Below are 13,084 nucleotides of genomic sequence, written 5' to 3' on the forward strand. Positions count from 1 at the left end.
AAGTCCCCCTTCTTAAGGGGGATTTAGGGGGATCGGGCCTCGGCGATAAACGAGATATACAAAAAGTTTTAACTTTGCGAAGTTGACACTAATAAACAATGTTGTGTCCCTACAGTATTTAATTCGATCGCACATCAGCGTCCATTCGCATTCATCTAACATGAAAAATTTAAGATTTGCCATAGAAACCAGCATCAAAAACCCTATTTTTGTATCCAATTGTTAAGCTCTGTTGCATTTCATTTAAATCTCCGATTCTCACCCCACAGCACAGAAACTCCGTGATACCATCACATCTGACTGGGTAAAGACTTATAGAAAAAATTGGGAGAAAAGCTTTGACACTACGGGTTGCAGTTGTTGGATCGGGGCCAGCGGGTTCTTGCGCCGCCGAAACATTGGTAAAAGCAGGCATCGAAACTTATTTATTTGAACGCAAATTAGACAACGCTAAACCCTGCGGTGGGGCAATTCCTCTGTGCATGGTTGAAGAATTTGACTTGCCACAAAGTATTATCGATCGCCAAGTCAGAAAAATGAAAATGATTTCCCCCTCCAACGTAGAGGTGGATATCAACATCGAAAACGAACACGAATACATCGGTATGTGCCGCCGCGAAGTCCTCGATGGCTTTTTGCGCGATCGGGCTGCTTCCTTAGGTGCCAAACTAATTAACGGTACTGTTCACACCTTAGAAATTCCCGGGAACAACACCGACCCCTACATTCTCCACTACGCCGACCACTCCAACGGCACCGCTGTGGGAACTCAGAAAACTCTGAAAGTGGATTTGGTAATCGGCGCTGATGGCGCTAACTCCCGCGTAGCAAAGGCGATTGATGCTGGTGACTACAATTATGCGATCGCCTTCCAAGAGCGCATCCGCCTGCCAGAAGATAAAATGGCTTACTACGAAGGTCTAGCCGAAATGTACGTCGGCGATGACGTTTCCACCGACTTCTACGCCTGGGTGTTCCCCAAATACGACCACGTAGCCGTGGGTACCGGCACGATGAAAGTCAATCAAGCCGATATCAAAAAGCTGCAAGCAGGAGTCCGCGCCCGCGCTGCCAAAAAACTCCTCGGCGGTGAAATCATTAAAGTGGAAGCTCACCCCATCCCAGAACATCCGCGTCCCCGCCGCGTTGTCGGCCGAGTTGCTCTCATCGGTGACGCCGCCGGTTATGTTACCAAGTCTTCGGGCGAAGGTATCTATTTTGCGGCTAAGTCTGGCCGGATGTGCGCTGAAACTATTGTGGAAATTTCCAATAAGGGCGCGCGGATTCCGACTGAACAAGAAATTAAGCTTTATCTGAAGCGGTGGGATAAGGCTTACGGTATTACTTACAAGGTGCTTGACATTTTGCAGCGCGTGTTCTACCGTTCCGATGCTACTCGCGAAGCTTTTGTGGAAATGTGTGCCGATCGCGATGTGCAGAAACTCACATTCGATAGCTACTTGTATAAGACTGTAGTACCGGCTAATCCCTTGATTCAGATGAAGATTACTGCGAAAACGATTGGTAGTTTGTTGCGCGGTAGTGCTTTGGCGCCTTAATTGCTAGCAAACATTGTATAAAAAAGCGGGCAGTCACAAGGCTGCTCGCTTTTTTTACAGCTTAGATTAACGAACCGCGAAGGCGCAAAGGGCGCGAAGGAAGAGAAGGAAGAAGAAGAATTGTTAGTTCAAGCTCAGTTGCACTAAGGTATCGGGGGCGAGGAAGTGGGAAATGTGATAAGCTCGCTCTTCTGTTTTTAGCAGGATTTTTTCGTAGAGGTAGCGCGTAGCTCGATCGCCCAAACTTTCTGCTTGTCCTGCTTGACGGCGCAACAAACCGATTATAGCTTGTTCGGCAGTCAAATCGTGTTCCAGCATTTGGCGGCACGAATACACGCCGTCGGCTTCTGGCTCAAAACAGCACAGCTCGGCTAATTTGCTAAAGCTAGCTGCGGGTATGCCGCCCAATCCGTTCAACCGTTCGCCCAATTCGTGGACGCTATCTTGAGCTTCTCCGTAGCTTTCTTCAAAGAATTTGTGCAAGGAGTAAAATTCTGCTCCTTCCACCACAAAATGATGTTTTTGATATTGCAGGTATAGAGCCTGAAAACTCGCCAGCAGCGCGTTCATCCCTTCACAAATCGGTGCTGTGACTGAATGTTCCAGCAGAACAGGGTTTTCAGCTATGTGGCCAAACGGTCTCAATGCACTCTGAATCTGGGCCATGTGTGTTCTCCTTTCAATAGGCAGTGATTGTTGCCAATAGAGTTAGTTTAGCATCCCAGATTTGCCAGTCAAGCAGGGTCTGCCTCGATAGTGGAAGAGTTTGTAGAGTAGAAAAATTTTTTTGTAAACCTATTGAGAATTATTAGCAGTTGCGTTATGCTGGAAAAAGATGCTCGTTCTGAATGCTTCCTGAAAGTGGGGCGAATCTTCCGAAGGCAGAAAGCAGCAGGCAAAAGGCATAATTTTTCAGGAAGGGCTTTTGACAATCCTTGACTTTGTTCTGAAATCTGGCTTTTAACTTGTGCGCGCGATCGGTCAGGGCAAAAATTAATGCAAATTATTACTGTTGTCAAAAAATGAATCCAGCAGATGCAGAGTTAGAAGTTTGTGAGATTGTGCAAGTTAGTTGGCTAGACAGGTGGCAAGTTTACAAACGCTTGCAAGAGCTTGAAATTCCCTGCTGGTGTGCGGTTGACCAACCTTTGCGGGTAAAAGTCAACACTGTCAGACAAGCTGCTCAGGTAATGAGCGTGTTGAGGCAAGTTAGTGCCCCTCGGCGCGAACTGGTGCAGTTGCTGGAGTGCTGCTGGCAAATCGGATAAAGCCCGAAAGAAGAGGGAAGTTCGGCAACGGATTGTGTAACGGATGTAACGGATGTAACGGATGTAAAGGAAGAAGGAAGTTCGGCCTTACTCGCAATGTACGGGATTTAACGGATGTAAAGGAGTGATGACAATGTATAAGTCTGGCAAGCAAGTTTCTGAATTCAGCTTAGAGGGAGAAATCCTCAGCCTGATTATTGAAGATGGTTATAAACTTAAGTATTTGCGTATTAGCAGCGATCGCAAAGTAGAGTACCTTGTTAAACTTTCTAAGGAATTGCGGTCATTTTTAGCGCCTGTTTTGACTCCGGGGTTGAGAGTTCAAGTTGCAGGTGAGAAAGAACTCAATTTGAAAAACGGTAAAATAAAACTGAAAGCTAGCAGCCTCACTCTGGCTCGGGGCCACAACGATCGATCGCCCGAACACCTCGATTCTACCAGCGTACCTGCTGGGGTAATGACATCGGTTGGCGAAGCCCTCGAAGACGATCGCGCGATCGGCAAAATCGAAGTCAGCTCTGCTAGGGCAGCTCAAACTGTCAAAGCTGCGGCAAAAACTCAAACCAAAATATTAGTATGTCAAAAATCTGACTGCCAGAAGCGGGGCGGCGCAGCAGTCTGTAAAGCTTTAGAAAATGCTTTGAATGCGCGGGGTTTAGAAGAGCAAGTGACTGTTCAGGGAACCGGATGTCTCAAACAGTGCAAAGCAGGGCCAAATATAGTGGTGATGCCGGACAAAACTCGCTACAGTCGCATCAAACCGGCAGAAGTTCCAGCAATTGTTGACAAACATTTTGCAGTTGTTAAAGTTTAGCCGATCGCAGGAAATCTCGGAATGTCCGAATGTCGGAGTCCCCAATCGGAGAATTTTGCTTGTGACCAATGACCAATGACCTGCGCGGGCTAATGCCCCATGCCCCATGCCCAATGCCCAATGCCCCATCCCCAATGCCCAATGCCCAATGACTAGGGACTTCCTTTTGGAGAATCTATAAGGATAGACTGTATCTGAGACTCTGTGAGTATTGGGATAAAAAGCCATGTCAGAAGCTGATCTTCGAGCCAGTCAGCAACAATCGCACCCTGCTGTTCGCTCCGATAACGAACCATTGCAGTCAAATTTTGCTGCTGCTGGGGGTTTTGAGCCGATCGCCCCCCGTCCGACAGATACTCCCGCAAGGGTTTCCCAGCGACCAGAAGAAGACTGGGAAACAGTAGATTTTCCGAACGCGCTCAGCGTAGATGCAATTCCCACAACACCTTCGGCAAACAATTTGCTATCTCCAACACAGCCACTTGAGGTGGGATCGCCCCTGATTTCAGACAATCTCAAAAATCTGCTTGGGAATGTCGAACAGCGTCAGAACAAAGGATCGACACCAGTTACCCTCATGCAAGCGCTGCACGAATGCAACCGCGACCTTTTGCAGCGCATCGCTCAGCTAGAAACAGCCCTCGAAGAGTCCCACAACAAATTGGAGAATCGCGAAACGTTACTAGAACAGCGGACTGCTGAGCTATCAAACACTCAAGAACAATTGACGCGACTGTTTGGGAAAGTGGAAGTTTCTCATCAAACTCTGCAAGGTCAAGAAATTTTAGTGGAAAGTTTAAGCAGTCAGTTGACAACCAGCCAAACCAGGTTAGCGATTGTCGAGCGAGAATGTGCGTCTACTGTGCAGCGCTACAACGAGCAGTTTCACCAGCTAGTAGCTACAGAAAATGTTTGCAGGGAATTGCGATCGCGCCTCCACCGCCAGCAGCGCCACACTCTGCAATTTAAAGCTGCTTTGGAAAAAAGTCTGGAGATGCCACAAAAATCTCCAATTATTGAGTCACCTGACGATGCGGAAGATAGCGCCCACAAGCAATTAGAATCCTTGCTAGCGGCAGTCAGAAGCTCTCAGAGTCCGCTACCGCCAGCCTTCAACGCTTCCCCCGTCAAAGCTTGGTCAGATCCCGAAGAGCATCTAGAGGCAGCGGTTGCTGAATATGCGATCGACTCTGAATCGATCGCCAATCTCGAACTTAACAAATTAGCCCAAGCATCCGGCATTCAATTGGAGGAGACTGAAAGCTATCAGCCGTTTGAGCCAGAAACTGACTCGCCCCTTGCGATTGCGGAACCTCAACTACCGGCGGCTAAGCCTGAACCTGAGCCAGAAACCACTGCGCCCACCTTAGGTAGCCAAGAATTGACCAAGGCGGTTCAAATTTTGAATTCAGTTGAAACGTTTGGGCTTCAGGAAGTGCGATCGAGTGCGGTCAAACCTACAGCAGCCGGACAACCCGAGTGGCTGACTTTGATTTCCAATCCGCTGCGGGCTTCTAAAAAACGTCGATCGCTAGCTGAAATTGAATTGCCGAGTTTTCGATAGCAAACGCAAATTGGTAATGGGTAATTGGTAATTGCTCAAATTTACCAATTACCAAAAAGACAGATCGTATCGTCTGCGTTTTGACCGGAAAAATATTATTCCGAGTGCAGTGCGAGCATCTCGCTCGCGTGTTCAAGGTCAGCGAAATGCTCGCACTCAGCTATCAACTCAAAAATCTTTTTTACCCTTTCCCATGCCGTAGGTGAGAGCATAGCTAGTAGCCAACAGCCACAGCCAAATACCCGGATACCGAGGCTCTAACCAAGGCTGTACCTTGCGGGCGAAACCGGGTAGCCATCCGAACAGCCAACTAGCTAAAGCCAACAGAGTAAAAGTCAAGTAACTCCCCAACCAGCGCCAAACATCGCCCAAGGTGACAAAATCTAAAATCCACAGCAGGAGAGAAGGATTTTTTCCGGCTGCTTGAATAGCTAGTCGATTGAAAGTTAGCCAATCGACTCTATCTTTGATAAAAGTTTCGGCTACAGCGAGTTCTTGTTCTGCCAAAATACCGAAAAAGGTATTGAGAATTGAATTGATTCTCTGGGGCGGTAAACTGCGGCCAGTAGGAACCATCATTCCTTTAGAAAACAGCCAAGTTACTGACACGTTGCTCTGGTAAGCGCGAATTTGGTTTAAGTGATTGGCACTTAATAAATCGTGTTTTAACGCTGTATCCAAAAGGTCAGTTAAACGAAAAAGATTGCGGACGAGGGAGCCGAAACCTGTGAAAACGAGGGGAGATTGCAAAGATGCTGCGTCGCCGATCGCAATTAGCCGATCGACTGCTACCGAGCGATCGCTACTATTGCTGCTAAAATGCCCGGGGATATAACCAAAAGTCGGTTTTTTCCAGACCAATTTGTCGAGATCGCAGCGGCGGTACTCCGGCAAAATAGTGAAAAAGTCCTCGTACAGTTCCAGCAAAGAACCGGGATTTTCGGGATTTACCTGGTGGTAGTGAAAAAGATAAACTGTGAGTTCTCCACCAGCAGCAGGAAACAGTTCCCAGATGAGCTGACGGCCTCGGGAAATGTCGCCATGACTGTAGAGAACATCCCCGTACTCGGCATCCCAAACCCCAGGCTCAAATCCTCCGTCAATGGCAGCTCCGACGGTCGGACAAACGCTGTCAAAAGCTCGCCCTCCGTTCAATTGCCAAGCAATCGGAGAGGCTGAGCCCATGGCATCCACGAGCAGTCTGGCGGAGGTAGTGCGATCGGCTTTTGTCGGCAAGTGACAGCTCTGAATCACTACTTTTTTCGCTTCGACATCGGCTCTGACAAACTCAGTTTCGTCCCAAATTTCTCCGCCAGCTTCTGTCAGCTTAACTCCCGCCAAATACAGCAGTTTTTCACCGTCCAAAGCTATATTCAGCACCTTCGGCGTGTGCAGAATTGGGGCTTGAGCAACGGCTGGATTGTTAGCATCAAAAAACTTGTTATAGCCATCTTTGTATTCTCTAGCAATCAAAGTTTCGATTTCCCCCGCCGTAAATAAACCCAAATCAATTAAGCTTTGAATTTCGTCCCGCGAAATATTCCACTCACGATTCATCCGCCCGAAAGGCATTCTTTCTAGCAGCAACACTCGGTAGCCCAATCTCGCCATCACTGCGGCGTGAATTACTCCCAACGCCCCGCCGATATAAATCAAATCGTAAACAGTATCCCTAGAATCGCACACCGAAACTGTACTTTTTACCTTCTTCTTAACATCCGTTACATCCGCTACATCCCTTACAGAATCGGTTGCCGAACCTTCTTCCTTCAAAAACACTACTTGCTTTGGTGCTTGAGGATTGCGAGTACCTTCACGCCAGCGCTGCTCCCACCAGTAGACGCGCTGAAGGTCGTATTCGCCTTTGGGCATTTTTTGGAAGTATTTGACGGTGAGTGGGTAATAGGGGGCAAGAGCTTCAAAAATTGACTGTTTGGAGAGGTCTACGACAGGAGGTTGAGGGTAGTTTTCGGGAAACTTGTTTCTGACAGCCAGATTCAAAGTTTCCAGGAACTTTCTTTCTCCAGCGGGTGCGTCTTCGAGACGAAACACTTTTAAATAAGTTGTGCGCTGGACTGACCAGACAAAGGTGGAAAGTTCTGTCGATCGCGAATTATGATTTTCGGAATTAGTATCAGCGAATGTCGGTTTTAGATTAGCGTTTTGAGATCCAGATTTGACCAATTCGGCTGCTGTGACGTTGGAAAGCAGGCGAAAACCGTCAGGAGTAATAATTTTTTCTCCGATTCCGGGATCGAATTCCTGTTGTAACCAAGTGCAGACGGCTGCTGTATCCGGTGTCGGGACTTCTAAATAAAGAATTTCTTGCATTTTAGGGTCTCTATTCTCAATAAATTCATAAAGATGGGGGAGTTGACAAGGGAGCAAAGTAGGCTATACTCCCAAATACTTATTTAGTTTTAAATAAGTTTACAGTGTTCTCAGATTTTTAGCTAATTGGCTGGAAGCCCCGCAGTGGCTGAATATCTACTTTCTTGGGTATGCAATCTCATGAATTATCCCATTCCTACGAATCCTCAAGAAATGATTGCTTTGCGACAGCAGCCGCTGAATGAAGAATTGGTAGCATCTGCGATCGCGGGTGTGATTCAAATAGCCCGATCGCGCTCTCAGTCTTTGGATGAGTTAAAGGCTGAGGTTCTCGCCGACGACAATCTGCTCGATTTGACTCAAAGGCGCTGGCTGAGCGAGATTGTGGCTCAAGCTTGGGAAAATTTGCCCTAAATTGTGAAAATCTGAAGAAGACGCGGCGGCGAAAATTATACGCTCTTCTTCAGTCAGCTTGGAATGGACTACCCTTCGGGAAGGCTAACAGGTTTGTGCAGTCGCGAATTCCATTCGTACTTCCTATCTTATCAAATATTTTAAGATACCAATAATTTGACTAATATTATCAATAAAATAATCATTTAAATCGACTTCCATGATTTGATTGCTAAGTCGTAAAAATTTCCAGTTTGTCCCGGTTGTGACCACTCCATATATTTCGGAAATATTATTGTTTCTTCTTTCATTGAAAATTTGAGCTGCGATCATTTCTGCCATACATTGTGGAAGTCCAGCTTGGATATTATCATTTTTAGCTTCTACTAAGGCGACAACCGGGGCTTTAATTAAAAGTTGTTCTGGAGAACGACTAATTAGAAAATCACAAAAACCAGTCAATCCTTTTTCTAAATCTACATTAAACTCTTTTCCTGAAAACAAGCTAATTTGATAATTAAACTGCTTTCTAAGTTCCACTAAAATAGGTGCAACTATTAATTCGGAGCGACTTTTTTCGGTATTTATTGCTAAAGCTAAAGAAATATTTTCTTGTAGAGTCTGAGTGAGAAGGTCGCTATACTCGGATGCGGGTAAATTGGCAAAAATACCAACTTTGTCAGCAATGGTGATGCCAAAGTTGGTTTCAATCATTTCTAGGTTTGTGAATTGACTGTATGACATTATTAAGGTGTTGCGAATTGAGTTTTGACTTTTAGGAGCGGGCTACAAGCAAAGCCCCACAATAGTTTAAAGTAACCAGGCCTCACTTAAAAGTCTCGGTTTCCAATCAGGAAAAGCATCTGCGTTAATCTTCCTTAAATCTGCGATTGCTCAATCCACCAAAGATTTATGTAACCTTGTCTATTGTATAACTTAGCCGCTAACGCAATTCGACTTCTCGCTTGACTTCTGATAACACCCGATCGCCCCGCGTCAACCGATATTCGGCGCGCCACACTCCGGGAGTCAGGGGAGAATTTGCACTGTTTTTTTTGCCAGCATAACGCAACCAAGTGCGGTTGGAGGCTGGAATTTCCTTGGTGTCGTTGACGATTGTTTTGCCATCAGGTGCAAAGATTTTGTATTGTTCGCGATCGCCCTTGAGAACTCCGTAACTCTGTACCCAAAACAGTAAAACCGGGCTGTTGACAGGTAGTGTAGTTTCAGAAAATTGTCCGGCCCAAACAGTGTTATCATCCGGTGGCTTGGGGGCAAAACCGGCGCGGATTAAACCGGTGGGAATATAGTCGATCGGCTGATCCCAAATTGGATTGCGGGCGGTGTTGCAGCCTAATTTGGCATCGGGCCCGACAAACGGATCTACGGGCTTACCTTGATAGCGAAAAGTGACGTGTACGTGGGGGAAAGATGCCAGGCCTGAGTTTCCTACCATACCCAAAACAGTGCCTTTTTGTACTTGCATTCCCGGTTTGACAACAAGGCTGTTTTGGCGGAGGTGGCAATATTGGGCTTCCCAGCCGTTGCCGTGATCGATTACCATACCGTTGCCGCATTCTGTACCTGCGACGTTGGCTTTGTCTGTCTGATTTTGCAAACGCCGATCGACTACACCATCTCGCGCTCGCAAAACTTTGCCCGCAGCGGAGGCGACAACAGGGACTCCTTTAGCCATTGCTTTAGCGTCGGGAATGGCGAAGTCTATCCCGTCGTGCCCGTCGTAGGTTTGCCGCCCGCAGCCGAATTCAACGGCGGCGGGGCCCGGATCGCGATCGAAATAGTGCATGACAAAACAGTCTTTTCCTAGGCTACAGGCGATCGGCTGACCAAATTTGGGACTGTTGGGCTGTTGGGCGACTGCTGAGGAGACGAGGCGTTGGGCGATCGAGTTGGCTTGGGCGATCGGCGCACTTACTCCGGTATCTAGATCGCAGCTAGAAATACTTGTCAACCCGGCGGTCAACAAAATTGTAGAAATGTGTTTTTTTGATAGTAAAATCATTCGCCGGTGGGATCTAAAGCTGAGGTGGGTAGGAAAAAATCAATTAATCATTCAAAATATACTTGCTCAGGAATCTCGACGAGCGATCGGGCGTTTTCGTTTCCTAGATTTGTTGTATTATTGTCTCTTTTTGATAATTAATTGTTAATTACTTAAAAAATGCTCTCTAAAATTCGATCGCTAATTTCGATAATTCGGCTGGGCGGCCTGGCTGTTGCTGGTTTGGCAATGTGGGCATTTGCCACCATTGCCCGTGAGGTTTTGGACTCGGAAACCTACGCTTTTGATAAATCAATTTTACTATATCTCAGGAGCCTACACGATCCAGTGCGCGATCGCATCATGCTCGCCTTGACATTTTTTGGGGAACCAAATTTGCTGCTCATCCTGAGCGTGAGTTTGGGTATTATGTTGTGGGTGCGCCAACATCGATCGGAAGCCATAACGATCGCAATTACCGGCGCTGGGGCTGTTGGTTTAAATATGCTTTTAAAACAACTGTTTGCGCGCGATCGACCTCAACTTTGGGAGCGCGCGGTTGAGGTAAAGTTTTACAGTTTTCCTAGCGGACACGCAATGATTTCAATGGTTGTTTACGGTTTGCTAGGATATTTTTTGGCGGCGCGCTTTCCGAGACAGCGCTGGTTGATTTACGGCTTGACAGTTGTATTAATTGCTGGTATAGGTTTGAGTCGGCTTTATCTCGGAGTTCACTGGCCTACCGATGTTATTGCTGGTTATATTGCGGGTTTGGTGTGGCTGCTTGCGTGCATTTTCAGTTTGGAAGTATGGAAGCAGTTTCATGATTCTCGTCCTGTTCCTGAAGAGAACTTTTTGTCACCAGATAGTTCTCATGACTGTTGACTGATATGATGTCCGCTGGCATCGGTATCTAGCGGGCGCTGGTTTATTTATTGCTTGAATTCTCTTAAAATATTTAGGATAAAACCCGCCGCATAAGAAAAAAAACTAGAAACCAAGCTGCCGGATAAAATACGATAAATACTAACTAATGACTAACGGCTAATATCAATTCCGGTTGTATCGGAATGATTTAACCGCGAAGCCGCGAAGGAAGAGAAGGAAGAGAATAGAGAGATTAATACAAGATGATGCTGACGGATTTGATATAATGACTGCTGACTAATAACTAATGACTGCTGACTAAGGACTACTGACTACTGACTTTTGGGTAAAACACATGGCAATTCCTTTTTCGTAGTAAGCCGCCTCATTAATAAAAATTGGATATACGGTCGATTTACCTTCATACAAGACCGACTCGCCCTCAAAGGTCAAAAACATCGGCTCGCCCGGATTCAAGGCTTCATAATCCCTCGATTGTAGCTGAGGATGAATCATTGCCTGAATTTCTCCAGAGTTGTTTCTGGGATAGTCGATCGCCCAAATGCTTTGATAAATAGTCAGGGAATGATTGACAACGGGCATAGTACCTAGATTGTAGGCTTCTGTGCAATCTAATATTGTGCCGATAACTTGCTCGGTTTGCTGAAATAAAGACGCATCTAACACGCCTTGCGCGACGGCGCCAACTTCCAGCGTACCGCCTAACTCAGAAATCGATCGCAGTACAGGGCTATCTTGACGGTTGGTTGTCGAAGCCAGTAGCTTGAGGTGCGGATACACAGAGGTTAAATAAGCTGCTAGTTGCAGGTTAAAGGGATGCTGGCTGGCGAGAATAAATGTTAGCCCCATGTTCGATGTGGTGCTGTGCAAATCGACGATTAAGCTTTGTTGCTCGGAGTTTTTTGAGCTAAAAATGTGGTATATCTCTTTTGCCCGCTGGGCTTCGTAGCTGGAGAGGTGGGGATTTTCTAAATCTTGCCGGCGAAAGCAGCGGTTGAGGTCGATGTCGATGTAGCGTCTCCCCCTGGAGCAGGCTTGGGGATTGGCTAACATGGTAATTGTTTTAAAGGTCGATCGCCCAATTAACTCTGGCGCGCGATCGAACTTCTTCACAAGGTATACTCCTGTGAGTTCGTTTCCGTGGGTTCCTCCCACTATGGCAACACGTTTAATTTGATTCATAAACAAACAAGTTTCTATGCCAAGCATACCATCAGTTATCATCTATTGGTAACGCAGACCTCAGAAACAGGGTTTTTCTATGTATTTCTCGTCACCCAACCCAAAACTCGTAGAAACCCGGTTTATCATCTCGACTGGCAAATTTTCCCAGTTTTTTCAAATTGCTGCCAGAATAGAAACAAGATGGCGTGGAAACCCACGCGGAAACTAAGCATATGATGCGCGAAGAAGCACTAGGACAAACTAATCTAGTTAGCGATCAAAAAATTACAAAACTTGAGTTTTCAGGATGGGAGTTGCAGGAATTGCCACCGGAGATTGGCAAATGTACGCAGCTTAAAAGTAGCGATCGCCACCGCGAAGAAATCGATCGCACTATAAGTTCTCATCAAACAGACGATCGAAAGAGTATTGAATAAACGAATCAACTGTAGGGGTGAAGCATTTGGGCGACTATCTCTGCTTTCCAACAGATAATTTAATTTCCAAATGCTTCACCCAGCCCCCGCGACAGGTTAAATACACAAGGATGCCCGCGGCAGGTTAACAAAAGTTCGATCAAATTTGGAGTCTTTTCATTGGGCAGGATGAAGCATTTGGACATGGGATATCGCATTTGCAACATAAATTGTCGCCCAAATGCTTCATCCCTACGTCTCTTGCCCAATAAACAAAAAATCCTGTCACAATCAAATGAAGACTACGGGGAGACAAAAGATCTGACGCGAGAAGAGTTGTTGCAGTCGATCGACTCATCGGCAGATGAGGGCTCCACAGAATTGGATTTGGGGGGGTTGGGGTTGGAGGAATTGCTTCTGTTGAAAAGATGTAGGGCGTACGCCGAGGCGACTATTCATGTTTATCACCAGGGGTTTTATGCCCAAATGCTTCACCCAGCCCCAGCGAGAGGTTGACACCAGTTCTCGCGTCCCCGTTGAAGAGGATGAAGCATTTGGACATAAATATCTGGTTTTTCAACATAAATTGTCGCCCAAATGCTTCATCCCTACGTCTCTTCCCCACCAAGTAAAAAATCCTGTCACAATCAAATGAAGACTACGGGGAGACAAAAGATCTGACGCG

At 46.4% G+C, this 13,084-nt stretch carries 12 protein-coding genes; 7 read left to right on the forward strand and 5 right to left on the reverse strand.

Translation table 11 applies throughout. The features are described 5' to 3' along the window. Positions 1–338 precede the first annotated feature (338 nt). A complete protein-coding gene (gene chlP / locus QT974_RS10450; RefSeq protein WP_333468420.1) occupies positions 339–1,559 on the forward strand; it encodes a geranylgeranyl reductase in 1,221 nt (406 codons plus the stop codon). Positions 1,560–1,682: 123 nt separating this feature from the next. Here chlP and QT974_RS10455 read toward each other — a convergent pair whose 3' ends face one another. Beyond that, positions 1,683–2,225 carry a Dps family protein gene (locus tag QT974_RS10455; RefSeq protein WP_333468421.1) on the reverse strand — a complete coding sequence of 181 codons (543 nt, stop codon included), beginning with the start codon at positions 2,223–2,225 and terminating at the stop codon, positions 1,683–1,685. A gap of 356 nt (positions 2,226–2,581) precedes the next feature. Between QT974_RS10455 and QT974_RS10460 the strand changes: the two genes are divergently transcribed. The 3 genes from QT974_RS10460 to QT974_RS10470 all read left to right on the forward strand — a co-directional run bounded on the left by QT974_RS10460 (position 2,582) and on the right by QT974_RS10470 (position 5,205). Next, on the forward strand, positions 2,582–2,827 hold the full coding sequence (locus QT974_RS10460; protein WP_333468422.1) for an Asr1405/Asl0597 family protein: 246 nt from the start codon (positions 2,582–2,584) through the stop codon (positions 2,825–2,827). A gap of 133 nt (positions 2,828–2,960) precedes the next feature. Then, positions 2,961–3,641, forward strand: coding sequence for a (2Fe-2S) ferredoxin domain-containing protein (locus QT974_RS10465; protein WP_333468423.1), 681 nt, complete (start codon positions 2,961–2,963; stop codon positions 3,639–3,641). A gap of 226 nt (positions 3,642–3,867) precedes the next feature. Further along, on the forward strand, positions 3,868–5,205 hold the full coding sequence (locus tag QT974_RS10470; RefSeq protein WP_333468424.1) for a hypothetical protein: 1,338 nt from the start codon (positions 3,868–3,870) through the stop codon (positions 5,203–5,205). Between the two features lie 168 nt (positions 5,206–5,373). Here QT974_RS10470 and QT974_RS10475 read toward each other — a convergent pair whose 3' ends face one another. Beyond that, positions 5,374–7,536: a flavin-dependent dehydrogenase gene (locus tag QT974_RS10475; protein WP_333468425.1), complete on the reverse strand. Its 2,163-nt coding sequence runs from the start codon at positions 7,534–7,536 to the stop codon at positions 5,374–5,376. Positions 7,537–7,716: 180 nt separating this feature from the next. On the opposite strand from QT974_RS10475, the gene QT974_RS10480 reads away from it, so the two are divergent. Beyond that, the gene (locus QT974_RS10480) at positions 7,717–7,950 is read left to right on the forward strand and encodes a hypothetical protein (RefSeq protein WP_333468426.1); all 234 of its coding nucleotides are present in this window, start codon (positions 7,717–7,719) and stop codon (positions 7,948–7,950) included. A gap of 123 nt (positions 7,951–8,073) precedes the next feature. Here QT974_RS10480 and QT974_RS10485 read toward each other — a convergent pair whose 3' ends face one another. Both QT974_RS10485 and QT974_RS10490 read right to left on the reverse strand, forming a co-directional pair. After that, positions 8,074–8,643, reverse strand: coding sequence for a hypothetical protein (locus QT974_RS10485; protein ID WP_333468427.1), 570 nt, complete (start codon positions 8,641–8,643; stop codon positions 8,074–8,076). A gap of 229 nt (positions 8,644–8,872) precedes the next feature. Then, positions 8,873–9,952, reverse strand: coding sequence for a M23 family metallopeptidase (locus QT974_RS10490; protein WP_333468428.1), 1,080 nt, complete (start codon positions 9,950–9,952; stop codon positions 8,873–8,875). Positions 9,953–10,111: 159 nt separating this feature from the next. Here QT974_RS10490 and QT974_RS10495 point away from each other — a divergent pair, with 159 nt between their 5' ends. Continuing rightward, positions 10,112–10,816 carry a phosphatase PAP2 family protein gene (locus tag QT974_RS10495; RefSeq protein WP_333468429.1) on the forward strand — a complete coding sequence of 235 codons (705 nt, stop codon included), beginning with the start codon at positions 10,112–10,114 and terminating at the stop codon, positions 10,814–10,816. A 300-nt stretch (positions 10,817–11,116) separates the two neighbouring features. Here QT974_RS10495 and QT974_RS10500 read toward each other — a convergent pair whose 3' ends face one another. Further along, on the reverse strand, positions 11,117–12,001 hold the full coding sequence (locus QT974_RS10500; RefSeq protein WP_333468430.1) for an aspartoacylase: 885 nt from the start codon (positions 11,999–12,001) through the stop codon (positions 11,117–11,119). Between the two features lie 215 nt (positions 12,002–12,216). Here QT974_RS10500 and QT974_RS10505 point away from each other — a divergent pair, with 215 nt between their 5' ends. Further along, positions 12,217–12,420: a hypothetical protein gene (locus QT974_RS10505; protein ID WP_333468431.1), complete on the forward strand. Its 204-nt coding sequence runs from the start codon at positions 12,217–12,219 to the stop codon at positions 12,418–12,420. Positions 12,421–13,084 lie beyond the last annotated feature (664 nt).

It is taken from the genome of Microcoleus sp. BM001215392, from assembly GCF_036700185.1.
Lineage (GTDB): Bacteria > Cyanobacteriota > Cyanobacteriia > Cyanobacteriales > Microcoleaceae > Microcoleus.

What these genes read in the sequence shown, in the direction of transcription:
- QT974_RS10505 (WP_333468431.1), top strand. Translation starts at nt 12,217, where the DNA reads ATGATGCGCGAAGAAGCACTAGGACAAACTAATCTAGTTAGCGATCAA.
- QT974_RS10470 (WP_333468424.1), top strand. Translation starts at nt 3,868, where the DNA reads ATGTCAGAAGCTGATCTTCGAGCCAGTCAGCAACAATCGCACCCTGCT.
- QT974_RS10500 (WP_333468430.1), bottom strand. Translation starts at nt 12,001, where the DNA reads ATGAATCAAATTAAACGTGTTGCCATAGTGGGAGGAACCCACGGAAAC.
- QT974_RS10455 (WP_333468421.1), bottom strand. Translation starts at nt 2,225, where the DNA reads ATGGCCCAGATTCAGAGTGCATTGAGACCGTTTGGCCACATAGCTGAA.
- QT974_RS10490 (WP_333468428.1), bottom strand. Translation starts at nt 9,952, where the DNA reads ATGATTTTACTATCAAAAAAACACATTTCTACAATTTTGTTGACCGCC.
- QT974_RS10485 (WP_333468427.1), bottom strand. Translation starts at nt 8,643, where the DNA reads ATGATTGAAACCAACTTTGGCATCACCATTGCTGACAAAGTTGGTATT.
- QT974_RS10495 (WP_333468429.1), top strand. Translation starts at nt 10,112, where the DNA reads ATGCTCTCTAAAATTCGATCGCTAATTTCGATAATTCGGCTGGGCGGC.
- QT974_RS10465 (WP_333468423.1), top strand. Translation starts at nt 2,961, where the DNA reads ATGTATAAGTCTGGCAAGCAAGTTTCTGAATTCAGCTTAGAGGGAGAA.
- QT974_RS10460 (WP_333468422.1), top strand. Translation starts at nt 2,582, where the DNA reads ATGAATCCAGCAGATGCAGAGTTAGAAGTTTGTGAGATTGTGCAAGTT.
- QT974_RS10480 (WP_333468426.1), top strand. Translation starts at nt 7,717, where the DNA reads ATGAATTATCCCATTCCTACGAATCCTCAAGAAATGATTGCTTTGCGA.
- QT974_RS10475 (WP_333468425.1), bottom strand. Translation starts at nt 7,536, where the DNA reads ATGCAAGAAATTCTTTATTTAGAAGTCCCGACACCGGATACAGCAGCC.